This window comes from Candidatus Thiodiazotropha endoloripes, from assembly GCF_001708965.1.
In the GTDB taxonomy this organism is placed as follows: Bacteria; Pseudomonadota; Gammaproteobacteria; order Chromatiales; family Chromatiaceae; genus Thiodiazotropha; species Thiodiazotropha endoloripes.
In genome coordinates this window covers 172,853-197,624 of sequence record NZ_LVJW01000003.1, presented here as the reverse complement: position 1 = coordinate 197,624, position 24,772 = coordinate 172,853, and the positions used below count along the sequence as shown (strand labels likewise).

Annotated in this window: 15 protein-coding genes and 2 pseudogenes; 6 read left to right on the top strand and 11 right to left on the bottom strand. The window is 52.9% G+C overall.

The genetic code is table 11. The annotated features are described in order from the left end of the window. Positions 1-105 precede the first annotated feature (105 nt). Both A3193_RS00905 and A3193_RS00900 read left to right on the top strand, forming a co-directional pair. A complete protein-coding gene (locus tag A3193_RS00905; RefSeq protein ID WP_069013807.1) occupies positions 106-813 on the top strand; it encodes a transglycosylase domain-containing protein in 708 nt (235 codons plus the stop codon). A gap of 365 nt (positions 814-1,178) precedes the next feature. After that, a complete protein-coding gene (locus A3193_RS00900; RefSeq protein WP_069013806.1) occupies positions 1,179-1,922 on the top strand; it encodes a rhodanese-like domain-containing protein in 744 nt (247 codons plus the stop codon). Between the two features lie 666 nt (positions 1,923-2,588). Here the strand turns inward: A3193_RS00900 and A3193_RS00895 are convergent. The 9 genes and pseudogenes from A3193_RS00895 to A3193_RS00860 all read right to left on the bottom strand — a co-directional run bounded on the left by A3193_RS00895 (position 2,589) and on the right by A3193_RS00860 (position 14,408). Then, positions 2,589-3,002: a globin family protein gene (locus tag A3193_RS00895; RefSeq protein ID WP_069004322.1), complete on the bottom strand. Its 414-nt coding sequence runs from the start codon at positions 3,000-3,002 to the stop codon at positions 2,589-2,591. A 39-nt stretch (positions 3,003-3,041) separates the two neighbouring features. Beyond that, positions 3,042-5,714, bottom strand: a complete 2,673-nt coding sequence (locus A3193_RS00890) for a nitrate reductase (RefSeq protein ID WP_305782021.1) — start codon at positions 5,712-5,714, stop codon at positions 3,042-3,044. Positions 5,715-5,805: 91 nt separating this feature from the next. Then, a complete protein-coding gene (gene nirD, locus A3193_RS00885; RefSeq protein WP_069004320.1) occupies positions 5,806-6,135 on the bottom strand; it encodes a nitrite reductase small subunit NirD in 330 nt (109 codons plus the stop codon). Then, positions 6,132-8,585 carry a nitrite reductase large subunit NirB gene (gene nirB, locus A3193_RS00880; protein WP_069013804.1) on the bottom strand — a complete coding sequence of 818 codons (2,454 nt, stop codon included), beginning with the start codon at positions 8,583-8,585 and terminating at the stop codon, positions 6,132-6,134. Before nirB ends, nirD begins: the two co-directional genes overlap by 4 nt. Continuing rightward, positions 8,582-9,889 (bottom strand): annotated as a pseudogene (locus A3193_RS20990) (CmpA/NrtA family ABC transporter substrate-binding protein); the annotation flags it as partial. The pseudogene A3193_RS20990 and the gene nirB, both read right to left, overlap by 4 nt. A gap of 96 nt (positions 9,890-9,985) precedes the next feature. Then, a pseudogene (locus A3193_RS20985) lies at positions 9,986-10,783 on the bottom strand (ABC transporter ATP-binding protein); the annotation flags it as partial. 37 nt (positions 10,784-10,820) lie between these two features. Further along, positions 10,821-11,849 carry an ABC transporter permease gene (locus A3193_RS00870; RefSeq protein WP_083218240.1) on the bottom strand — a complete coding sequence of 343 codons (1,029 nt, stop codon included), beginning with the start codon at positions 11,847-11,849 and terminating at the stop codon, positions 10,821-10,823. Positions 11,850-11,963: 114 nt separating this feature from the next. Beyond that, entirely contained in the window at positions 11,964-13,370 is a 1,407-nt protein-coding gene (locus tag A3193_RS00865) for an ABC transporter substrate-binding protein (RefSeq protein WP_069004317.1), read from the bottom strand. Between the two features lie 435 nt (positions 13,371-13,805). Next, a complete protein-coding gene (locus A3193_RS00860; protein ID WP_083218239.1) occupies positions 13,806-14,408 on the bottom strand; it encodes an ANTAR domain-containing response regulator in 603 nt (200 codons plus the stop codon). Between the two features lie 275 nt (positions 14,409-14,683). Here A3193_RS00860 and rsgA point away from each other — a divergent pair, with 275 nt between their 5' ends. From rsgA to A3193_RS00845, 3 genes are all read left to right on the top strand, one after another. After that, the gene (gene rsgA, locus A3193_RS00855; protein ID WP_069013802.1) at positions 14,684-15,730 is read left to right on the top strand and encodes a ribosome small subunit-dependent GTPase A; all 1,047 of its coding nucleotides are present in this window, start codon (positions 14,684-14,686) and stop codon (positions 15,728-15,730) included. Between the two features lie 200 nt (positions 15,731-15,930). Beyond that, on the top strand, positions 15,931-16,941 hold the full coding sequence (gene msrA, locus A3193_RS00850) for a peptide-methionine (S)-S-oxide reductase MsrA (protein ID WP_069013801.1): 1,011 nt from the start codon (positions 15,931-15,933) through the stop codon (positions 16,939-16,941). Between the two features lie 240 nt (positions 16,942-17,181). After that, complete coding sequence (locus A3193_RS00845) at positions 17,182-17,379, top strand: putative motility protein (protein ID WP_068987712.1); 198 nt, start codon at positions 17,182-17,184, stop codon at positions 17,377-17,379. A gap of 159 nt (positions 17,380-17,538) precedes the next feature. Here A3193_RS00845 and A3193_RS00840 read toward each other — a convergent pair whose 3' ends face one another. Both A3193_RS00840 and A3193_RS00835 read right to left on the bottom strand, forming a co-directional pair. Then, positions 17,539-19,896 carry a putative bifunctional diguanylate cyclase/phosphodiesterase gene (locus A3193_RS00840; RefSeq protein ID WP_069013800.1) on the bottom strand — a complete coding sequence of 786 codons (2,358 nt, stop codon included), beginning with the start codon at positions 19,894-19,896 and terminating at the stop codon, positions 17,539-17,541. A gap of 106 nt (positions 19,897-20,002) precedes the next feature. Then, a complete protein-coding gene (locus A3193_RS00835) occupies positions 20,003-22,888 on the bottom strand; it encodes a proline dehydrogenase family protein (RefSeq protein WP_083218531.1) in 2,886 nt (961 codons plus the stop codon). A 374-nt stretch (positions 22,889-23,262) separates the two neighbouring features. Here A3193_RS00835 and urtA point away from each other — a divergent pair, with 374 nt between their 5' ends. Continuing rightward, positions 23,263-24,564, top strand: coding sequence for an urea ABC transporter substrate-binding protein (gene urtA, locus A3193_RS00830; RefSeq protein WP_069013799.1), 1,302 nt, complete (start codon positions 23,263-23,265; stop codon positions 24,562-24,564). Positions 24,565-24,772 lie beyond the last annotated feature (208 nt).

The following is a 24,772-nucleotide window of genomic DNA, read 5'->3' as shown; positions in this document are numbered from 1 at the left end:
TTGGTTGACAGAGAGTAATCACTCCGCGCCTGATCAATAGCGGAGCTGCGATTCGGATATGATTTCCACGCTCAGGACTGGAGCGTGCTGAACAAATGGACACTTATGAAATTACCGAAAATCTTAAACAGACTGTTGATCGCGGTTAGCATCTCAATCATTGCGCTCATCGGATACTATGGATGGGAGTTATATGCCGCTTATCACTACACCGTTGACAGTGTCATACCGATGGAGAATAAGACATCCTACCCCCTGACGACCTCATCCCTTAGTGTGAGTCAACATGACGCCCTGCTTAAAATAGAAGACCCGGACTTCTATCACCACACCGGTATCGATCTATCGACCCCAGGCGCTGGCATCACGACCATTACCCAGGGCCTGGTCAAAAAGATCTACTTCGATCGATTCACACCGGGTATTGGAAAAATCAAACAGACCCTCATAGCCCGTTTTGTTCTCGACCCCTTGATGCCAAAGGAGATGCAACTCAGACGTTTCATCAATACAGTCTACCTGGGGCCGAATGCCAGGGGTTTTGAACAGGCCGCCAACTACTATTTCAATCGACCTTTCGAAGAGATCAGCGAGGATCAGTATCTGGCTCTGCTGGCAATGATCATCGCACCGGAAACATTCAACATTGAAAAACACCCGGAACGGAATCAGACAAGGGTTGCACGAATCAAACAGGTGATCAGCGGTGACTATCAGCCGAAAGGTCTATTCGATCTCTACTACGGCAGACTGGATGACAAGACGCAGCAGAACCTGCCCAAACTCTCTTACTTCGAATCTTATTACCGTTAACTGACCGACGATTGTTTTTAATCGTGATATCCAACAAATACATTGCACCGTTCAATTTTTCTTTTTGATCAATAACTGAACTATCACTACCTATTGCAAACGCATTTCCTTTCAACAGATGAGTCTGTAAACAAGAAATGAGACTTTGTTCATTTTTATCGAACCACCCCTACTATAAGATTGGCTCCGTTTGTATTAGGGTCTGTTAACACGAATCCATTAGGCCCTAGCTATAGATAGTTAAAAAAACAAACAATTAGATAATCAGTAAGAGACAGTGACCCTCCCCCCTGGTTCGTGAGTTCAATAACACAAGCCCGCATCCACCCAAAGTCAGCTGTCGACATAATTGCAAGGAGAGAGCAATGAAACTTATCAAGACTATTGCATTGATCAGCGCCTTTTTATCCGTTCCCTTATCCACTGACATCCTGGCTGATGGCAACCGCTACTTTAAAGATCGCCTCTACCATTCCGAAATCAGTGCCGCCGAGGCCTACCAGGCACTCAAGTCCCGAGGACACTATTACGGCAGCCACCGGAGTCATGGCGGTCGTGCCCTGCTGGTCGATGTCCGTACCATGGAAGAGTTCGCCGCAGGCCATCCGAAACGCAGTTACAACATCCCCTACCCCCGGGTCTGTACAGGTTGTGATACACAGACGGAAGAGAACTTCTACTGGGAAGTCTATGAGCTGGCCAACGGGGATACAGACCGCCTGATCATGACACTCTGCAGAACCGGATCGCGTAGTGTCGGCGCAGGTAATGTACTGGCCAATCCTTCTGAATATGGTATCGATGGCCCTGCTTTTACCAATGTAAGAAATATCTGGGAAGGTTTTGTCGGCCAATATAAATATGCCTATGATGGTGGCACCATCCTGCTGGACACGGATGGCTCACCGGTCGCGCTCGATCTGAACAACAATGGTGAAATGGACAGTGACACCGCCGATGTCTACGTGGAGAGAAATGACATGAATCCGGACAAGGATGGATGGCGTAACTTCCAGCAACTGCCCTGGACCACCAAGGTCAATTATCGCAATGCCTACCAGAACGATCCGGATCCGTACGAGGCGCTTACTTTGACGCCTGTCGACTGATCGTAACTCATTTTTCTTTTGAGTCCTTTGACGCCCTGCTATTTAGCAGGGTGTTTTTGTATTAGCCCGCTAATAATCGCAGATTGAATTTGTGGCTGGGATTGGATTGAACCCGGACAGAGGCATAACCTTTCACTGTTGTCCCGATAACCCGATATCAACCCATACGAATTTATTTAGATATGTGAGAGTGCTGATAAATACTCCCCCTCTCCCCCGGCCCCTCTCCCGCAAGGGGAGAGGGGAGTTACTCTCTCCCTTTATGTGGCAAGCTGATGATTGCGTGCTTTTTCCAACCATCATCATTGCCTTTGGAATGATGAAGAACGATCTGATCGCACCTTTTCCACTGCCTATTTTGTACTTCTCACACCTTTCATGCTGATTCAGATCAAAACCGTTGCGGTCTATTTGAAACTGAGTTGTCAGCTATTGAGATATGGGCTTTACCGGGTTTGAGAAGACTTAATGAGTTTGAATCCAAGCCATAGAGAATGAGCAACACACTGATCTTTTAGTTCACAGCCATCCCGGCATTCGCCGGGATCACGGGATGAATTTGATGTGAGGTTATATCTATCATGACTATTGCATGTAGAATTTGACAAACTATCGATCAACATTGTCTGACATCAACCTGGTGCCAAAACCCTTACACATTGGTTTCTAGGCCGTCTCTTCAGCACCCTCCTTCATCACCCCGGCCAGAGCCGTATAGGTAACAACCCAGGCCTCTTTGACCTCATCGGTAAAGGCATCACCCAACCCCTCTCCCAATGTCCAGAGCAAGGCATCGGCCACTTTGTCGTAATCCACCGCCTGCACACCATACTCAGCATGCCGTTTACCCGATTCACGGATCACCGGTAGCAGCGGCTCCAGATTATCGAGACTGCCGACAGCCGTTCCGATCATGCTCATCAGCTTCTTGCCCTGAGCCTCCATATCACCTTTGAAGTAGGGTTTGACTTCGGGGTAAACCTCAAACAAGCGACCATAAAAGAGCGCCGCTGCCTGATCGGCAATCGGCTCCACTTTTGACCAACTCGATTTCACGTGAGTGATCTGTTCAGGTGTCATGACTTTCTCCTTTACCTTTCAAAAATAAACCAAATCTGTTTAGGCCGTTTGAGCCTGTCTCTCTTTGATCAGACGATTGATCTCCGACAGGCAGGAACCACAGTTGGTGCCCGCCTTGAGTTTTTCACCGATCGCCTGGGCACTCTGAAGCCCCTGATCTTCGATTGCGCTGACCAAGGTGTTCAAGCCCACCCCGAAGCAGGCACAGACTGTCTTACCCGCATCCTCCTGGGCATTCATCGGTGCACCGGCAAGCAGTCGCAATCGCTCCTGGCGTGAAAGGTGCTTTTTCGCAAACAGCTGCACCAGCCAGTCCCGTTTCGGCAGATCGTGGTCCGGGCCGATGAAAAGGCAGCTCTGCAGCTGACCATCATTGACACTGACACCCCGGTATTGGCCACCGGCACTGTCCATCATCTCGGCCCATTGACTGGTATCACTGGCCGAGCTGAGTAGGTTACGGGCCAATGCGGACCAATCCTCGGCAGCGCTCTCCCCGGCCAGCTCGAAGTGCCATAGACCATCCCGTTTGGCCTTGGCCCAGTAGGTTGCATCTTCCAGCATGACCTTTTCACGGGTCAGCAGAAAACCGTACCAGGTGGGTTTGTAGGCTTCGATCGCCACCGGTGTATGTTTGAACTCCGGCTGTCCGGAGATCGGGTCGAGTGCCGGATTGACCAGACAATCGACCGTGGCATTACTGGCAAACTGATCGTTCCAGTGCATCGGTACGAAGATCTGCCCCAGCTGCTGACGCTCACTGAGGCGGGCACGAACCACTACATCCCCCCAACGACTGCTGACCCTCACCAGCCCACCCTCGACCACGTGACTGACGTCAGCATCCTGCGGATGGATCTCGGCAAAGGGTTCATTATCGTGTCCGGAGAGACGGGGGGATTTACCGGTTCGGGTCATGGTATGCCACTGATCCCTGACCCGTCCCGTATTGAGCGCCAGGGGATAGGTCTCTGACGGAGTGTTGCCCGGCGGTTTTGGTGTCACAGCAACAAACTGCGCCCTTCCGGACGGAGTATAAAACCGGCCATCGCTGAACAGCCTGGGTGTCCCCTTGGCCTGGCCATTCACCACCGGCCACTGGATTGGCTTAAACCGATCATAGGATTCGGCATCGAGCCCGGCCAAGGCAGAAATATCGAAATCACGCCGGCCTCCATTCTCGAAACCGGAGAGTTCGGCATACTCGCTGAAGATCTGCGCTACAGCACCATAGTCAAAACCTTGGTAACCCATCCGTTGCGCTACCTGGCTGAGAATCCACCAGTCGGGCTTGGCCTCTCCCGCCGATCTCAGAAATCCGTGCTGACGACTGATGGTGCGTTCGGAACTGGTTACTGTTCCAGACTTCTCCCCCCACCCCTGTGCCGGTAGCAGCACATCCGCATAGCGGGCGGTATCGGTTTCAGCCATACAGTCCGAGACCACCAGAAACTCACACTTTTCGAGTGCCCGTCTGACCTGATTGGCATCCGGCATACTGACGGCCGGATTGGTGGCCATCACCCAGAGCGCCTTGATCTCACCCGACTCCACAGCCCGATAGAGATCCACCGCCTTGAGGCCCGGTTTTTCAGTCACTGAATCGCTCTGCCAGAAACGCCCCAGCAGTGAGCGGTGATCCCGGTTTTCGATATCCATGTGGCAGGCCAGCTGATTACTCAATGCACCCACTTCCCGACCTCCCATGGCGTTGGGCTGCCCGGTAATGGAGAAGGGCCCCATCCCCGGCTGACCGATCCGACCGGTGTAGAGGTGGCAGTTGATGATGCTGTTGACCTTGTCGGTACCGCTGGAGGTCTGATTGATCCCCTGGGAGTAGAGGGTCACCACCCGCTGTTTTTGCAGAAACCAGTGGAACAGGGTCAACAGATCATCCAGCGGCAACCCACACTGTTCTGCAGCTGCCCTCGCTGTGGGGGCATACCAGCGGGCAAGCTTCAGCGCCTCTTCCAGACCTTCGGTATGAGCGGCGACAAAGTCATGGTCTTTGGCATCGTGACTATCGAGAAAGCTGAGCAGACCATTGAACAGCAGACTGTCGCTGCCCGGCTTGAGGGGCAGGTGCAGATCGGCGATCTCACAGCTGGCAGTCTCACGGGGATCGATCACCACCACCTTCAGCGCCGGATTGTTCTCCTTCGCCTTGACGATGCGCCGATAGAGCACCGGATGACACCAGGCGGTGTTCGAACCGGTCAGAACAATCAGTTCAGCCTGCTCGAAATCCTCATAACAGCCCGGCACCGTGTCTGAACCAAAGGCCCGTTTGTGACCGGCCACGGATGAGGACATACAGAGCCGGGAGTTGGTATCGATATTACCCGAGCCGATGAAGCCCTTCATCAGCTTGTTCGCCACATAGTAGTCTTCGGTCAACAGCTGGCCGGAGACATAGAAGGCCACCGCATCCGGGCCATGCTCATCGATCACCTGACGAAAGCGTTTGGCAACCCGTTCGATCGCCTGATCCCAATCCACCTGAATCCCGTCAACCAGCGGTGACAGAAGACGACCATCCAGATCCAGGGTTTCGTTGAGTGCGGTACCCTTGGAGCAGAGCCGCCCCTGATTGGAGGGGTGATCGGGATCTCCCTGTATCAGCCATCCCCCATCCCCGTCCTGCTCGACCAGCAGGCCGCAACCAACCCCGCAATAGGGACAGGTGGTGTTGATCGTCTCAGACATGGGCAGGGATCCGCTTCATCGATAGCACTGTGTGATCAATATTCTGTCGTCGCCGGATCATTTAGAACACCAGTCAATTCAAAGGGTAAATAGCCGCTTAAGCGGCGGACTCCAGGGAGGCGATATCGAGATAGACCACCCCGTCTTCGATTCTCACGCCGAAGCTGCTGACACACCCCTGATCCGGTCCCTGCACTTCTCCACTCTGCAGATCGATCTTCCAATTGTGCAACGGGCAGGTCACCGCCTCTCCATGAACAATGCCTTGTGACAAGGGGCCTCCCCGATGGGGACAGCGATCCCGCAGGGCGAAGACCGCATCGCTGCCGGTACGGAACAGGGCGATATCCAGATCCCCCGCCTGCAGTTTGCGGGCACCCAGCCTGGGAATCTCTTCTAGTTTGGTCACGGGAATCCAGTCGCTCATGATGCGGCCCTCATACGGTCGATGCTCAATGGTGTGAATTCATGGGTCTCAGCACCCTCGGCTCGCGCCTTCCAGGGATCGACCTGGGCGAACTTCTGACTCAGCTTGAAACGATCATAGAGGGCCTTTCTGCCCACCTCATCTTCCACGACACGCTGCTTCACATAATTCAAACTGACCCGCTCCACCCAGGGCGCGGTACGCTCCAGATAGTGGGCCTCCTCCCGGTAGCACTGGATGAAGGCACCAGTGTACTCCAACACCTCCGCTTCGCTCTCTACCTTGCAGAGCAGATCGGTGACCCGCACCTTGATTCCCCCATTGCCGCCGATGTGCAGCTCATACCCGGAATCGACACAGACCACACCCAGATCCTTGATGGTCGCTTCGGCACAGTTGCGTGGGCAGCCGGAGACCGCCAGCTTGAACTTATGGGGCATCCACGAGCCCCAGGTAAGCTCTTCCAGCTTCACCCCCAGTCCGGTGGAGTCCTGAGTGCCGAACCGGCACCAGTTTTTACCGACACAGGTTTTTACCGTACGCAGAGCCTTGCCATAGGCGTGACCTGAGACAAAACCGGCCTCGGAGAGATCCTTCCAGACCGCTGGCAGCTGATCCTTCTTCACACCGAACAGGTCGATCCGCTGACCACCGGTGACCTTGATCTCAGGCACCTCGAATTTGTCCGCCACATCCGCGATGGCACGCAGATCATCGGCGCTGCAGAGACCACCGAACATACGTGGCACCACAGAGTAGCTGCCATCCTTCTGGATATTGCCGTGGGCCCGCTCATTGATGAAGCGGGATTGGGCATCGTCCTGATACTCGGCCGGCCAGGCGGCCAGCAGATAGAAGTTGAGGGCAGGCCGGCAACCGGGGCAACCGTCCGGCGTCCCCCAGTCGAGTCTGTCGAACAGCTCAGGCATCGATTTCAACTCAAGTTCGCTGATCGCCTTGCGCACTTCATCATGGCTGTAACTGGTGCAACCACAGACCGCCTTCTTGCTCGGTGTGGCCGCATACCCCTCGCCGACTGTGGAAGCCAGCAGCGCTTCCACCATGCCGGTGCAGGAGCCGCAGGAGGCAGAGGCCTTGGTGTGGGCTCTCACCTCATCCAAAGTGAACAGCCCCTGCGTGGTAATGGCGTTGACGATATCCCCTTTACAAACCCCGTTGCAGCCACAGATCTCAGCCTCATCGGAGAGCATGCCGACCCGGGTCTCCTCCCCGTGTCCTGCATCGCCCAGATCGTGCTGACCGAACAGTATGGTGTTGCGGAAACTGGAGATGTCCGTGGCTTCCCGCAACAGCTGGAAATACCAGCTGCCATCCATGGTGTCGCCATACATCACGGCGCCTTTGATGCGGTTATCCCGAATCACCAGTTTCTTGTAGACTCCCTGCGCGGGATCCTGCAGCACCAGGGTTTCATCCCCCTCGGTCTCATTGAATTCACCGGCGGAGAAGAGATCGATACCTGTCACCTTCAGTTTGGTGGAGGTGACCGATCCCTGATAACGGCCGTAGCCAAGCTGGGCCAGATGGTTGGCGCAGACCTTGGCCTGTTCGAACAGGGGCGCCACCAGGCCATAGGTGTTGTTTCTGTGCTGCACACACTCACCCACCGCATAGATGCGGGGGTCGAAGGTCTGCAGGGTATCGTTGACCACGATGCCCCGCTCGCAGTGGAGCCCCGCCGCATCGGCCAGGGCCATGTTGGGGCGGATACCCACCGCCATCACCACCAGGTCGGTGTCGAGCTCACTGCCGTCCTTGAAGCGCAACCCGGTGACCCGCTGATCACCAAGGATCGCCTCGGTCTGCGCCTCCATCAGAAATTTCAGTCCGCTCTCTTCCAGTGAGGCCTTCAACAGACCGGCGGCGGGTTTGTCCAGTTGACGCTCCATGAGAATATCCATCAGATGAACCACCGTCACATCCATACCGTTCTTTTTGAGCCCGTTGGCCGCCTCCAGACCCAGCAGCCCGCCGCCGATCACCACCGCCTTTTTGTATTGGCGGGCAGAGTCCAGCATGGTCTCAACATCCTGTATGTCACGGAATCCCACCACCCCGGGCAGATCGTGTCCGGGTATGGGAATCATGAAGGGATTGGAACCGGTAGCGAGTAACAGCCGATCGTATGAGGCTTGCATTCCCGATGCCGTGGTGATCTGCCTGGCCTGACGATCGATGGCTGTCACCGGATCGCCGGTATGCAGGGTAATACCGTTTTCCGCATACCACTCACGACTGTTGAGCACGATCTCATCCACCTGCTTTTCACCGGCCAATACCGGGGAGAGCATGATACGGTTGTAGTTGGGATGGGGCTCAGCGCCGAACACGGTAATGTCGTATAACTCGGGTTCCAGTTTGAGCAGCTCTTCCAGGGTGCGAACCCCGGCCATGCCGTTGCCGATCAGGATCAGTTTCTGTTTTTTCATTGGCTTGCCTCTTCGGTCAAAGGCTCGGTATCCGGTGATAGGGATCGCTTGGATGGATTGGCTTGCTGCAGAGCTTCAAGAGAGCAACCCAGATTACTCACCGGTTGCCCGGTCAGATAGTCGATGGGTTGCTCCGGATCGAAGGCTTTGCCGTCGAAAAACAGATCCGAACCCATCGTCAGGTTCTGCTGCTCACCGGCAAGCTGCCAGGCTTCCCCATGGACCCCTTCCGGCTTGCTGTCACTCTGTGGCAGATCAATGGAGAGGGAAGCGGCGGCCTTGCGGTAGATCTCAGGCTGATAGACCAGCTTGGCGATACGTTGCAGGTCGAACGGATCCCGTAACTGTCCCCAACGAACCATCTGGGTCAAAAACCAGAGCGCATGGGAACGCCAGGGAAAATTGGCGCTGTAACGGTTGAAGACATTGAAGTCGGCCCGCTCCACGGCTGCCTCGTCACGGGAGAACTGAAAGGTGCCGAGCATCGACTTCTCCAGTATCTCCTGAGGTGCATTGACATAGCGTCCCTGACTCAGCAGTTCACAAACCTCTTTGCGGTTTTGCGGCTGATCGATCCACTCACAGGCCTTGATCAATGCGGTAATCACCGCCTGATGGGTATTCGGATTGGCGGCCGCCCAACTGCTGGCCACACCAAACACCTTCTCCGGATGGTTGTTCCAGATATCGTAACTGGCCGCCAGAGTATGACCCAGGCCGTTGCAGACCGCCAGGGTGTTCCAGGGTTCGCCGACACAGAAACCCGAGATCACCCCGGCCTGCAGATAGTTGACCATCTGTGGTGGCGGCACCACCGTCAGCTGGATGTCGTTGTCCGGATCGATACCGGAGGCGGCCAACCAGTAACGCAACAGATAGTTGTGGGATGAGTAGGGAAACACCGTGGCGAACATCAGCGGCTTGCCACCGGCAGCCCGGTTCTCCTCGATCACCTGTTTGAGTGCCCGGCCACTGCCGGCCAGGCTGTCGAGTTCGGTTTCACCGGTGGCCACCATGCGCTGATAGATATCCTTGGATACGGTGATGCCGTTCCCATTGAGGTCGAGACTCATGGCGGTGATCATCGGCACCGAACCGCTCACACCCAGGGCGCTGGCGAGTGGCATCGCCGCCAGCATCTGCGCCCCATCGAGCATGCCGATACCCACCTTGTCGCGGATGTTGGCCCAGGAGTTCTCCCGTGACAGTTCCACGTTCAATCCCTGTTGATGAAAGAAACCTTTCTCTTTCGCCACCACCAGAGGGGCACAGTCGGTAAGCGGGATAAAGCCCAGAGTGAGCTGATCCTTTTCCAGGGTTTTACCACTGGCCGATTGACTCGATTTCAACCAGGCCGAAAGATCGACCACGGTATCACTTTCAGCCTCAGTCTTCGGCTGTGCTTTCTCCTCTTCCGGCTGCTGATGACGTTCGTGAAGGAAGCGCACCACTTCCGCCCGGTAGTGGTTGTAGACCGGGTTCTCCGCCAGGGCCAGGCGGTTGCGCGGCTTGGGCAGATCGACATTGAGAATCTCGCCGATGGTGGCGGAAGGCCCATTGGTCATCATGATGATCCGATCGGAGAGCAGTACCGCTTCATCCACATCGTGGGTGATCATGATCACCGTATTGTTGAGCCGCGCCTGGATCTCCATCAGGGAGTCCTGCATATGGGTACGGGTCAATGAGTCGAGCGCACCGAAGGGTTCATCCATCAACAGTACTTTGGGTTCCATGGCCAGGGCGCGGGCAATGCCGACACGCTGTTTCATGCCGCCCGATATCTCATCCGGCTTGCGATCGAGAGCATGGGACATATGCACCAGTTCCAGATTGTGCAGGGTCCAGCGATGACGCTCCTCTTTCGATTTACTCTTTTTGAAGACCTGATCCACCGCCAGACGCACATTGTCATAGACGGTCAGCCAGGGCAGCAGCGAATGGTTCTGAAACACCACCGCCCGATCCGGCCCGGGTTCAGTGACCTCCTTCTCTTCGAGTATCACCCCACCCTCGGTGGCGTTGAGCAGTCCGGCCACAATATTCAGCACCGTGGACTTACCGCAGCCCGAGTGACCGATGAGAGAGATGAACTCCCCCTGGGAGACTTTCAGGTCCACATCGTTCAACACATTCAACGGACCGTTATCGGTCGGAAAGGTGATACTGACATGGTCGATATTCAGATAGTTGTTCATACTGTTTATCCAATCAATTCGTTACACGCTTACGCTGTTAGCGCAGTACCGCGTTCTTGTCCCAGCTGAAGCTCCGCTGCAGCATCAACATGCCGCGATCGAGCAGAAAACCGATAAATCCGATCACCAGTACCGCCACCATGATCCTCGCCAGGGAGTCGGAGCTGCCGTTTTGAAACTCGTCCCAGACAAATTTGCCCAGGCCGGGATTCTGCGCCAGCATCTCGGCGGCGATCAGCACCATCCAGCCGATACCCAGTGACAGTCGCAGACCGGTAAAAATCATCGGAATCGCTGAAGGTAATACGATCTTCACAGTCTTGGTGAAGGCGTTGAGTCGCAATACCCGGCTGACATTGATCAGATCCTTATCGACACCGGAGACACCCACCGTGGTGTTGATGATGGTGGGCCAGAGACAACAGAGCGTGACGGTAATCGCCGAGTTGAGAAACGATTTGGAGAAGAGTGGATCATCGGTCACATAGAGCGCCGAAACCACCATCGTCACCAGTGGCAACCAGGCGAGTGGCGACACCGGTTTGAAGATCTGGATCAATGGATTGATCGCGGTGTAGAGGGTTGCACTCATGCCACACACGATACCGATCGGAATGGCAATCAATGAGGCAACCACAAAGCCCGCCATCACAGTCAGCAGGCTGGTCAGAATCTGATCGAAAAAGGTCTCTTTGCCGGTATATTTTCTGGACCGCATCCGTTCGATGCGCTCTTCCGGCTGGCCTGCGGCCACTGCCTTGTCGATACGTCCCTGCATACGTTCATAGAAGGCATCCGCTTTCGCCCGCTCCGCATTATGCTCCTGGTACAAAGACTGTGTCTGCTCCCAGACTTTAACCGGACCGGGCAAAATACCCAGCGAGGTCTGCACATGTTTGGCGCCGACACTCCACAGTCCGAGAAATATCACCAAGGCAATGAGAGGTACCAGCAGTTGCTTGATCAACTGGGTGAAGGATTTACCGAACTGATCACTGGCCAGGCGATTGAGCGCTGACTCGAGCCATGGCAGATTGAAGGTCTTTGATGAGATTGAAGTTGCCATCTTAATTTTCCTGTTGATAGGCCGGTGCTTCTCTGAACCGATAAAGAGCGTCCCTGCTCAACCATGAAAGCTCTACCCGGATCAGGGCGCGACTCAGCCGCACCCTGTACCGGTTTAAACCTGATCATCCCCCTTCAGGCCGATGCTGAAACTATCGATGTACTCATTTGGCTTGGTGCCATCGAATGTCACTTCATCGATGAATTCGGTTTGAGGTTTGCGATAACCGGTCTCAGTTTTGAAATCGGGAAACTCATCCGCTTTCAACTTGCCCTCGGCAATCAGGGATTCAGCCGCTTTCTGATAGATGTCGGGGCGATAGACACTCTTCGCCACTTTGTCGTACCAGCTGTTGGGTTTCTGTTCCGAGATCTGTCCCCAGCGACGCATCTGGGTCAGGTACCAGACCGCATCCGAGTAGTAGGGATAGGTGGCGTTGTAGCGGAAGAAGACATTGAAATCCGGAACCGAACGTTTGTCCCCCTTCTCATACTCGAAGGTGCCGGTCATGGAGTTGGCGATTACTTCGTAATCGGCTCCCACATAGTTGGACTGGGAGAGAATCTTCACCGCTTCAGGGCGATTGGCATTATCGTTCTCATCGAGCCATTTACCGGCACGAATCAACGCTTTCACAACCCGGATGGTGGTATTCGGATACTTCTCGGTGAACGCCTTGGTCATACCGAAGACCTTTTCCGGATTATCCTTCCAGATCTCATAGTCGGTAATTACCGGCACACCGATTCCCTTGAATACAGCCTGCTGATTCCAGGGTTCACCCACGCAGTAACCATAGATGGTGCCCGCCTCCAGTGTGGCCGGCATCTGTGGCGGCGGTGTTACGGACAGCAGTGCATCGGCCTTCAACTGACCGGTGATATCACCTTTGTGTGGCGCGTAGTAACCCGGATTGATTCCCCCGGCAGCCAACCAGTAACGCAACTCATAGTTGTGGGTGGATACCGGAAAGACCATACCCATCTTGAAGGGTTTGCCATCCTTCTTGTATTGATCGACTACCGGCTTCAGGGCATCCGCCTTGATCGGATGAACCGGCTTGCCATCGGCCTGTTTCGGCACATGGGGCTTCATCTGCTCCCACACCGTGTTGGATACGGTAATACCGTTACCATTCAGATCCATGCTGAAAGGGGTGACGATATGGGCCTTGGTGCCGAAACCGATGGTTGCAGCCAACGGCTGGCCGGCAAGCATATGGGCACCATCCAGTTGCCCATCGATAACCCCATCGAGCAGCACCTTCCAGTTGGCCTGGGCTTCCAGGGTTACATACAGCCCCTCATCCTCGAAGTAACCCTTTTCGTAGGCGATGGCCAATGGCGCCATATCGGTCAATTTAATGAAACCGAACTTAAGGTCCTCCTTCTCCGGATAGCCTATCTCCGCTGACGCCGTACCGCTTGCCAAACCAATACCGGCGGACAAAGCGACAGCCAACGCCGCCCGTTTCAGGAAACCCCTGCGACTGCTGTTCTTGATCACACTGCTTGAACTCATGAAAAACACCTCTGGTAAATGTCAAAAAACCTGTATTGGTCAGCAGGCAAAAAAAAGCGCCCACTCCCAACCACGATCGGAGATCGTGTGGGAATGGACGCCTTTGTCCTGGTCGGCCTGCGTTGACCTGAATTCGTAAACCGGTTGGATGCCCGCCATTGGGCCGGTCCGCCTTGGGACCAAACTCAACCTTTGCAAACTTAGAGCAAACCACATGCCAAGTTCCCTGCAGCGGTCAGCATGTGCGATCGCCTCAAGTTACTTAGTTGTTGTTTTTTAAGAGAGATAATTCAGTAAAAAAAGAGAGAGACTGGACAAATCCGATGACAGAATGGCTCACCTTCCTTACAAACAACCGAGGCAAAGCGCACTAAAAAAAGTCACCAAGATTGTGCAAATGCACAACTTTGGCTCATGAAAGCGCACTCCACAGAATCATCCTGAGAGGATACTGGCTGCCTCGATGATGTTCTGTGCCACCTCGGCAATCTTACGATTGGTGTCCATCGCCAACTTGCGCATCGCCTGATAGGCCTGCTCCTCATTCAGTCCACGCTGTTTCATGATGATCCCCTTGGCCTTGTCGATCACCTTACGGTCATTCAGCTGCTGATGGGCTTTTTTCAACTCCGACTCAAGATGGTTGAAATGTTGAAAGCGCGCGACAGCCGCATCGATGATCGGGCGAACCCGATTGCCCTGCAGACCATCCACCACATAGGCGCTTACCCCGGCCTGTGTGGCGCGGCGGATCGTCCGGTTATTGTCATCCTGGGAGAACATCACCATTGGGCGGGGCACAGTACTCTGTACCGATTCAAGACTCTCCAGCGTATCCCTGCCCGGCGCCTCGATATCGATCAGAATCACATCGGGATTGCACTGCTGCACCGCTGACAACAGATCCCCGTCACCGGAAACACAGGCCACCAGTGCACACTCGATATCGCGCAGTGCAAAATCGATCATCTCCCGCCGGTCGGACTTATCGTCCACCAGCATGACACGCAGCGGTTTGTTCGGTTTGGAATGAGTCATGGGGTTCGTGATAGACAATAATCATGCCAAAAAAACCAGAATTTTTGACCGCCATTACAGGATATCTCCTTTCAGCGCATTGAACCCGCTCATTCATTCTGCTAATTTACAGGCAGTTAACCAATCCAAGCCGGAGGGTATGAATGAGTGTAATCGACACCCCCCGGGCAGCCAGCTGACCACCAGCTAGTCTCTGCCCGGTTTTTATAACCGGGGCCCAAGCCCCATCGAGTTATTGTCATTAGAACGATGCGTTTTATGCATCGGGGGCACTCATGTCTAACCATAAATCATTACACCAACTGGGTTGGTCACCCTCTTTCCAACAACAGCTCTCTCTGGAAGAGCTGGAAACATTCACCATCGGACGGGTAATCACCCAGCATCGTTCCAGACTGGAAGTTGAAACCGAAGCGGGTATCACCTCCCTGCCCACTACCCACGCTATGCCCGCCATGACGGTAGGTGACTGGCTGCTGCTGGACCTGGAAAACCATTTTTACAGAGCGCTGGACCGACTCACTCTGTTCGCCCGCAAGGCGGCCGGCAGCAAGGTTGAGACCCAGCTGATTGCGGCCAATGTGGATACCCTGTTCATCGTCAGCTCGCTCAATGAAGAGTTCAATTTGAACCGTATCGAGCGTTATCTGGCAATCGCTGCAGAGGCTGGGGTGGAACCTGTGGTGGTACTCAGCAAGGCAGACCTTTGCCAGGATCCCGACTCCTATGTTCAACAGATAGAGGCGATTGACCCAATCTTGAGTGTGGTCCCTGTGAACGGGCAACAGAGCGGCAGCGTGGCCGAACTGAATCTCTGGTGCACAACCGGCAGAACCGTTGCCCTGCTGGGATCCTCGGGGGTGGGCAAGTCGACTCTGGTGAATACACTCCTGGGTGGTGGCCACCAGGCCACACAGGGGATCCGCCTGGATGACAGCAAGGGACGTCACACCACGACCGGCAGATCGCTACACTTTATCCCTTCCGGTGGTATTCTGATCGACACCCCGGGGATGAGGGAGTTGCAGCTCTATGATTGTGAGCAGGGTATCGAGGAGAGTTTCTCCGATATCACCAGCCTTGCAGAGCAGTGCCGTTTCAGCGATTGCGCCCACCAGGGTGAGCCAGGTTGTGCGGTCGAGTCAGCCATCGAACAGGGTAAGCTGGATCAGCGACGTCTGCTCAACTATCAGAAACTGATGCGGGAACAGCAGCAGAACAGTGCAACCATCGCACAGAAGCGAGCCAGGGATCGGGCACTCGGGCGTTTCTACCGCAGCACATTAAAAGCTTCACAAAAGCTGAAGAAGGGTACCGGTTGATCCGTTTGTCCTCGAAACCCTGAATCGATTGCCACGGGTCAGAGACGCTCAGCCCCGTGGCAGTCGATCAACTACAGTGCCCGGAAATACCTGCGGCAATGCGGGGATATTTTTGTGATCTTTACGTGAGGATTGATCCATATTCATTAACTTAAACTGTAGATAATTCCACTGAAGTAACTTTCGTTACAGGCTGAGTTATGAAAAACCGTTGCAACACGCTTCTGACCCTGACACTGCTGATTTTGGCTCCCTTTCAAATCGCCCAGGCCAACAGCCAGCAAGATCATCTCGAGAGTATCATTCTGGGAATGGGCTGCTTCTGGGGTGCGGAGAAGAGAATGTCGGCGCTGCCGGGAGTGGTCGATGTGGAGAGTGGTTATGCAAATGGTGAAATCGAGGCAAGCTACCGCAAAATTCTCAGTCACGAATCCCTGCGTAAACTGGGGCTGTCCGATAAGCGTAACCATACCGAGGTAGTGAAAGTCACTTTTGACACCAACAGAACCAGTCTGGAAGCGGTATTGATCGGTTTTTGGCAAAATCATGATCCGACTCAGGGTGACCGACAGGGAAACGATGTGGGATCGAACTATCGCAGCGCGATCTATACCCACAATGATGATCAGACAGCTACAGCAGTTAAAACCCGTGATATCTATCAACAGGCCCTGTTGGCAAAGAAGTTTGGCAGGATAACCACTGAGATCGCCCCGCTCACAAACTATTCTGCGGCAGAAACCTACCACCAGGATTACCTCGTCAAGAACCCGAATGGCTACTGTGGCCTGGGTGGTACCGGTGTGATCTATCCGGACAGTCAGGAGAGCCGCCTGCAACCACCATCAACGACCGCCATGCTGGATGGTGCAAAACTCGATCCACAACAACAGCTGGTGGTTTTCGAAGCGGAAGAGTGCATCTTCTGCCAACAGTTCAAGGCCGACATTCTTGACCACTGGCAGGCTGAGGTGGAGATTGCCAGCACCCTGTCGAGACAACCACCTGCTGGCTGGAAACTGCAGAAGAGTCTGATCGCCACCCCCACCATTGTGCTGTTCGAACAGGGCAATGAGGTCTCCCGATTTACCGGCTATAACGGCAACATGAACAGATTTTGGCAATGGTTTGACAGCCAACGCATGAGGCCTGAAGCTTCACATATCGCCGGAAAAATGGAGGCAGGGAGAGCTAAAAACTCACTCTTTTAATTCCCCCATGAAGGTCTGTTCAGAAGCTTTGAACAGCACCTTGGGAGCTCCCGATCAGCCGCACGATTCCACAACCTTCCCTTGATTTATCAATGCGTTACAATCATGGCTCTTCGCATGGAACCAACCGGAACGATCGCGGATTCACACCACCTTCGAAGCGCTGAACAGACTAAAGATTTCGCCCTGTAGGCCGCTACAGGAAAGTGAATCCCAACTGAGAATTTCAGGAGTTGAGTTATGGACATTGCCGGTGTCAGCACTTCCGCAGTCAGCATGGTTGCGAATGCAGGAACAGAGACTAGTGTGGCCATGCAGAAGAAAGTCATGGAGATGCAGGAACAGATTGCCGTACAGATGGTTCAGTCTGTGGAGCAGAGTGCACCGAAAGCCAACCCATCATCTTCCCTCGGCAACAACATTGATGTAAAAGTCTAGCGACTGCAGTAAGGCCGAAGACCAGTTCCGCAAAATCAGCTCCTCAGGTTTAACCAGGAGCTGATTTTTTTGCCTCAGAATAAAACCAAGGCTCTGTTTGTGCCGCAAATGGAGACCAATCACCACAATGAGTTGCGATGAGCATAATGAGCTGATCAGTTACGACTGTAAGGTGGTCAATCTGGCCTGCTGGCCGTTGTGCTCGGTGAATTCGACAAACTGTTGACCAGTCATTGGCTTGGAAAATAGAAAACCCTGACCTTCATCACAACCCTCCTGACGAAGAAAATCCTGTTGATCGGAATACTCGATCCCCTCGGCAATCACAACCTTGCTGAGGGTACGACCCAGGGCAATAATGGTTCTCGAGATCTCCGCACTCTGTTCATCCTGACAGATATTGGTGACGAAACTTCGATCGATTTTCAATTTATCGACAGGCAGGGTGGCCAGTTGGGCCAAAGATGAATAGCCGGTACCGAAATCATCAATGGCGATATTGATCCCCATGCTTTGCAGCTCAACAAGCGAGTTGATCGACTTTTCACTGTCACGCATCAGTATGTTTTCCGTAACCTCCAGTTCCAGCAGATCAGTAGGCAGACCGGTTTTCAGCAGAATACTCTTCACCGTCTCCAGAAAGTCTTCACTTTGCAATTGAACACCGGAAAGGTTGACAGCCATTCTGCCGATATCGAGACCTCGAGATTGCCAATCCTGTGCGGTTTTACAAGCCTGCAACAAGACCCATTCACCAATCCCTCTGATCTGACCCGTCTCTTCCGCTATGGGTATGAATTGTTCCGGGGGTATCTCTCCGAATTGCGGATGGATCCAGCGTACCAGTGCTTCAGCACCTTTAATCGCCCCGGATGAGAGATCGATCTTGGGTTGATACAGAACCGAAAACTGCTGCTTGCTGAGAGCCTGACGAAGACCGGACTCTATGGTGTAGTGTCGCAGAGCCTTTTCACTCAGCTCTTCGGTATAAAACTGAAAACCACCTCGATCGATGTTCTTCGCTTTATACATGGCCGCATCAGCATTTTTCAGCAGACTGGCCGCGTCGCCCCCATCGTTTGGATAGACCGAAATACCGATACTGCCACTGATATAGAAGTCGTGACCACCAACCACAAAACTTTTTTCGAAACTGCTTTTGATCTTACCCGCCATCAGCGCCGCATGATGAGAGTGGTGAACGTTCTCCACCAATACCGCGAATTCATCACCACCCAGTCTCGCCAGCGTGTCATCCTCCCTGACAACCTTTTTCAACCTTTCCGCAATCATTTTCAATACATGATCACCGGCTGGATGACCAAAGCTGTCGTTGATATTTTTAAACCGGTCCAGGTCCAAAAACAGAATGCACAACTTCAGGCCAGTATGTTTGGATTGGGAAATTGCATGACTGATTCTGTCATTGAACAGTATACGGTTGGGCAGCTTGGTCAGCCTGTCGTAATAAGCCAGCTTCTTTATTTTATTTTCCGCTTTGACTCGCTCTGTGATATCGATATGCACACCGGTCAATCGAATCAACTTACCTTGCTTATCAAGCGTCGGTGTTGCTCTCGCCAGAATCCCCCGATAACCGCCACTTTTATTGAGTAAACGGAATTCCGCTTCCCAATGCCCTCTGGGGTGAATCAGATAGTTATCAAGCTTTTCGAGAATCACGTTTCGGTCATCAGGATGCAGCAGATTCTTCCAGGTATCCAGTTCACTCTTCAATTCGTGATCTTTATAACCCAACTGTGCCTTCCAACGCGGAGAGAGGTAGAGATCGTTTTTCTGCAGATCCCACTCCCAATATCCATCCAGAGAGGTCTCCAGAACATTGTCAAACTGTTGCTCAGCATTCTTTAAGGCATGCTCCATACTTTCCAAATTCTGTGTTCCATTCAACAACTCCTTTTGCAGAAACTGGTGTTCAAACGACAGATGGATACTTTCAATGTATTGGGTATAAAACCGTCTCGCGACAAACAGCATACCGATGGCAAACAACAGCAACAGCATACCAAGTACCGAGGTGAAGATTTCCCCCCTGGCAAACAGATCCAGCTCCAGGGGAAGCAGCAAGGGAATAAGAAACACCACATAGACTTCAAGTACTGCGGCATAAGCTGTAATGCTGAAAGCTGCCAAACCGGTCAGCAACATCACCAGCATCACTTGGTGTGACGTCGCCCAGTTCGGATCATAGGTAAGACTCAGCAATCCCCATATCAGGCCACTGAAAAATGTCAGAACAAGATGCCTGCGCAGCCAGATACTGAGTATTGCCTGACGCTTATTGATGCGTTTGAAACTACGCAGTAGATAGAGCCTGGCGAGATTCACTCCGATCAGCGACACCCCCCAGAGCATCAGCCAAGGTGTGTCGGTAACAAATGAGAAGTATATCCAGGCAAAACAGCCAACGGCTATCCCTGAGGCCACCACAGTGCCACTGTAGGAAAAAAGCAGATCTATCTGCTTGTCTAAAATCGCTTGCTTGATCGATTTCATGTTCCGTTTAGACCGTTCTCAGACTCTCCCTTCAATCCCCGGTATTGTACACACCGGTGTATAAAACACTAATTTCGAAAATAATTGTGATAAGTAAATCCCACCATTAAACCGATTCCGGAGAAAATCCCTTGCGCATGCTGTTTTCGGTGATATTTCTGGCCCGCAGAAACTGCAGCAAATAGTCAGGGCCGCCCGCTTTAAAGCCTGTACCACTCAATCTGAAACCACCAAACGGCTGACGATTCACATTGGCTCTGGTTATTTTTCGATTCAGGTAGAGATTACCGACGCTAAACTTCTGTTTTGCCAATCTCAGGTTGTCAGGTGAACGGCTGTATACCCCGCCGGTCAGTCCATAATCACTGTCATTGGCAATATCTATCGCCTCAGCAAAGTTCTTAGCCTTCAATACTGCCACTACCGGAGCAAAGAGCTCTTGCTGTGCCAGCGGTGAATCCTCCAGAACATCACTGAAAATCATTGGCGGAAGATAGTGACCCCTTAGTGATGCAGGCAGTTCAACCTTGGATACACATGAGGCAGTCAATTCACACGCATCCAGCTTATCAACAATTCGTTGCTTGGCAGCTTCAGAGATTACCGGACCCATTGTAACTCCGGGCAACGCCGGGTCACCGATCCGGATACTTTCGACCGCATCGACCAGTCTTGCAACAAACAGATCGTGAATCCCCTCCACACAAATCACCCGTGAGCAGGCGCTGCATTTCTGCCCCTGGTAACCAAAGGCCGATTCGATCACCCCTTTTACCGCCTCATCCAGATCCGCATCCTGATCTATGATGATGGCATTTTTTCCACCCATTTCAGCGATCACTTTTTTAATCTGACGCTGGGACTCTGAAAGCCCGGTCACAACGTTTAACAAGTGCAGTCCGACCTCTTTGGAACCGGTAAAGGCGACAAAATTGGTTCTTGGGTCACGCACCATGGCCTCACCAATCACGGCGCCACTACCCGGAAGATAGTTCACAACGCCTTCAGGCATACCAATCTCTTGCAAAAGTTTACACAAATGCCACGCCACGATTGGCGTCTCAGAAGCGGGTTTCAAGACAACACTGTTGCCACATACGATTGCTGCAGCAACCATTCCAACGGGGATGGCCAATGGAAAATTCCATGGCGGCAATATGACTCCGACCCCCAGTGGAAGATATTCATGAGTATTGATCTCACCTGGCATGTCGGGCTGCTCGACGGTGTCGAAGCGACGTGCGGTTTTAGCATAGTAGTTAAGAAAATCGATCGCTTCTGCGACATCCGCATTGGCCTCCTGCCACCCTTTACCCGCCTCTTTGACTTCCCAGGCGGCAAATTCATCCTGATGTTCGATCAACTTCGATGCCGCCGCTTGAAGCAGATCGGCCCTTTCACTGAATCGTTTCCGCCCCCAATCACGTTGCGCATCGACTGCTCTCTGCAATGCCACTTCCGCATCATCCTCACCGGCCCGGACCACTCGCCCAACGATTTCATCAGGCTTGGCAGGATTGAATGATTCAAGAAAAGCCTCTTCGATTGTTAAATGACCTGCCAGTAACAGTGGATAGGTCTTATCCAGATTCTGTTCAACCGATCTCAATGCAGCGGCAAAGTTTTCACGTTCCGACTGTTGGGTAAATCGGTGCAGTGGATGATTGATGAACTCCGCCTCAAACTCAGAGCGCCGATTCTCACCAACCTGAGGCGGAGCGAGGACTCTCTCAACATCCGCACTCTCCAGCACCGGCAGTATGGATTGGTCCGATGTGTTTTCGAGCAACCGACGAACCAGATAGGCAATACCCGGTAGCAGTTCGCCATAAGGCATGTAGAGTCTCAGTTTCAGGCCGCGCTCTGTAACCAGACCCTCGAGCTCATCAGACATACCGTACAACATCTGAAACTCATAACTGTCCGGCGAACGCTGCGTCTGATCGGCCAATACAACAGCACAGGCAAGGCTACGGATATTATGGGTTGCTACCGCAGGATAGATCAGTGGCGATGCAAAAAGGCGTTTTAAACAACGTTCATAGCAAGCATCCGTTTCAGCTTTTGTCTGCCACACGGGTACACTCCAGCCCTGCTGTCGTGCCATTACGGTCTCCATATCCCAATAGGCGCCACGGACCAGTCTGACAGAGACAGGCACGCCACGCTGCTCAACCCACTCGAGCAGTTCAGTCAAATCCTCATCACTCTCTTTGAGATACGCCTGCAACACCACACCAAACCCCTGCCACTGCCGATAGGATGGCTGCATGGCGAGGTGTTTAAACACTCTGAAAATTATCGCTTTATAGTCATACTGCTCCATATCGAGACAGAGGCTGATCCCAGCATCCATTGCCGCATCACAGATCGGCATCAACCGCTCAGACAGAATTGCAACCGCGCCATCCGTATCGACCGGTGTGATTTGCGAATAGAGGGATGAGAGCTTGAGTGAAAGATTCAGATCATCAAACCCTTGCCTGGCGAGCTGCTGAATCAGATCAAGGTAGGCCTGCTGATAGGCAAACGCCTCTTTTTCGCTTACCGTCTCCTCGCCGAGCAGATCGAGGCTGGTATGGATGCCGCTCTGCTGCAACCTGGATACCGAATCAACGATCTCAGCCACGGTTTCACCGCCTATGAATCGATGCGCAACGCCTTTCACCGCAGCCCTGATAACCGGCGCCATAAAGCCTGGTATGGAATAGAGGGAGATGCGTCTGATTCCCCAACTGATCAGCGCCGGGAGACGGCCCGGATCCACTTCACCAAAGTACTCCTTGAAATGTCTCACCAAAGTTTTATCATCGTTCAGCATCGGCACGGCATCGATGAACCTAAGTGCTTGGGTGCGCAAATGATTATCGGCGATCAACTGGGGAAGCAAACGGTCGATCCAGGCGGATCGATTGATCCCTTCCTTGAGCTGACGCTGTTGCCACATCTGACGGCCAATCTGTTGAATCTCGTCTTCAAACGACCTGTCCACCTTCAACTCCTGTCACCTTTTTTTAATTTAAGTTTAGTCGGCTTCCTTTTGACCAGGGGTAACTGAACACCCTTTCCTGCACCACAACGACTTGGGGGCAGAACCAAACAACACACCTATGTAGATGAAATAGTAATTAAACAACCAAATGCATCTTTCTGGTGCTTCTCCCACTCCCCATCCGCACCGCTTTGGGTCAGAAACTCGAAAAACCATATGCATCAAGCGCCAAAACTGTGCGCCTTAAAAATTCCACTTGCACTAAAATGAGATATCTAATTGAAATAGAACAAATATTTATAGTTGGCACAGTACATGCGATAAGGCTCCTCAGACCAAAAACGTTGACTCTAACGAAATAGGACGAATAACAGATGAGCATATCGAAACAGAAACTAAAGCAATTGGTTCTTGGCACAGCTACAGGTCTTGCACTCTCCATCACCTCGATTGCACAGGCATCCGACACCATCAAGGTAGGTATTCTGCATTCACTCTCCGGCACCATGGCGATCAGTGAGACCACCTTGAAAGACACCATGCTGATGCTGATCAAAGAGCAGAATGCAAATGGCGGCCTGCTTGGCAAACAGCTGGAACCGGTCGTGGTCGATCCTGCTTCAAACTGGCCGTTATTCGCGGAAAAAGCACGTGAACTGCTCAGCAAACATAAAGTCTCCGCAATCTTCGGTAACTGGACCTCGGTTTCCAGGAAATCTGTACTGCCGGTGGTCGAGGAGTTGAATGGCCTGCTCTTCTATCCGGTACAGTACGAAGGTGAAGAGTCCTCCAAGAACGTTTTCTATACCGGCGCCGCACCAAACCAGCAGGCGATTCCGGCGGTTGATTACCTGATGAATGAGATCGGTGTAAATCGCTGGGTTCTGGCCGGTACTGACTATGTCTACCCACGCACTACCAACAAGATTCTCGAAGCCTATCTGAAAGGCAAGGGAGTGGCAGACAAGGATATTATGATCAACTACACGCCGTTCGGTCATTCCGACTGGCAGTCCATCGTTTCGGATATCAAGAAATTCGGTTCCACCGGGGTCAAGACCGCTGTGGTCTCAACCATCAACGGTGATGCCAATGTCCCCTTCTATAAAGAGCTTGGTAACCAGGGAATCTCTGCAGAAGACATTCCTGTCGTCGCCTTCTCGGTGGGTGAAGAGGAGCTCTCCGGCATCGACACCAAACCTCTGGTTGGACACCTGGCTGCATGGAACTACTTCATGAGCGTGGATAGCGAAGCCAACGAGGAGTTCATCACTGCCTGGAAGAGTTTCATCAAAGATGAAAAACGGGTAACCAACGATCCCATGGAAGCCCACTACATCGGCTTCAACATGTGGGTCAAGGCGGTTGAGAAGGCGGGCACCACAGATCCGGAAGCGGTTCAGGAAGCCATTATCGGCGTAGCTGTTCCAAATCTAACCGGTGGCCTGTCAGCGATGATGCCCAACCATCATGTCACCAAGCCCGTACTGATTGGTGAGATTCAGGAAGATGGGCAGTTCGAAGTAGTCTGGGAGACATCAGGCCTGGTAGCCGGTGATGCCTGGTCGGACTTTCTGCCCGGCTCCAAAGATATCATTTCCGACTGGAGAGCCCCACTCGCCTGCGGTAACTACAACATCAAGACCAGCAAGTGTTCTGGACAGAACTACGAATAACTTGTTCGGGTTGATTTAACACCTCTCGGCTCCAGGGAAGGAGCCCTCCTAAACACCAGGACTGCTTGCAAGGGTACGCTCCGATCGTACTGCGATACTCGTTTATTCATAAAAGGCTTTGCAAGAACTTACTACCAGCAAATGAAAAACCAACAGGCAGCAACCGTGGTGCATCCACGATCAGAAACAGCGGCAGTGATAACTGACA

What these genes read in the sequence shown, in the direction of transcription:
- A3193_RS00900 (WP_069013806.1), top strand. Translation starts at nt 1,179, where the DNA reads ATGAAACTTATCAAGACTATTGCATTGATCAGCGCCTTTTTATCCGTT.
- A3193_RS00860 (WP_083218239.1), bottom strand. Translation starts at nt 14,408, where the DNA reads ATGACTCATTCCAAACCGAACAAACCGCTGCGTGTCATGCTGGTGGAC.
- A3193_RS00840 (WP_069013800.1), bottom strand. Translation starts at nt 19,896, where the DNA reads ATGAAATCGATCAAGCAAGCGATTTTAGACAAGCAGATAGATCTGCTT.
- msrA (WP_069013801.1), top strand. Translation starts at nt 15,931, where the DNA reads ATGAAAAACCGTTGCAACACGCTTCTGACCCTGACACTGCTGATTTTG.
- A3193_RS00865 (WP_069004317.1), bottom strand. Translation starts at nt 13,370, where the DNA reads ATGAGTTCAAGCAGTGTGATCAAGAACAGCAGTCGCAGGGGTTTCCTG.
- nirD (WP_069004320.1), bottom strand. Translation starts at nt 6,135, where the DNA reads ATGAGCGACTGGATTCCCGTGACCAAACTAGAAGAGATTCCCAGGCTG.
- A3193_RS00905 (WP_069013807.1), top strand. Translation starts at nt 106, where the DNA reads ATGAAATTACCGAAAATCTTAAACAGACTGTTGATCGCGGTTAGCATC.
- rsgA (WP_069013802.1), top strand. Translation starts at nt 14,684, where the DNA reads ATGTCTAACCATAAATCATTACACCAACTGGGTTGGTCACCCTCTTTC.
- A3193_RS00895 (WP_069004322.1), bottom strand. Translation starts at nt 3,002, where the DNA reads ATGACACCTGAACAGATCACTCACGTGAAATCGAGTTGGTCAAAAGTG.
- A3193_RS00870 (WP_083218240.1), bottom strand. Translation starts at nt 11,849, where the DNA reads ATGGCAACTTCAATCTCATCAAAGACCTTCAATCTGCCATGGCTCGAG.
- A3193_RS00845 (WP_068987712.1), top strand. Translation starts at nt 17,182, where the DNA reads ATGGACATTGCCGGTGTCAGCACTTCCGCAGTCAGCATGGTTGCGAAT.
- urtA (WP_069013799.1), top strand. Translation starts at nt 23,263, where the DNA reads ATGAGCATATCGAAACAGAAACTAAAGCAATTGGTTCTTGGCACAGCT.
- nirB (WP_069013804.1), bottom strand. Translation starts at nt 8,585, where the DNA reads ATGAAAAAACAGAAACTGATCCTGATCGGCAACGGCATGGCCGGGGTT.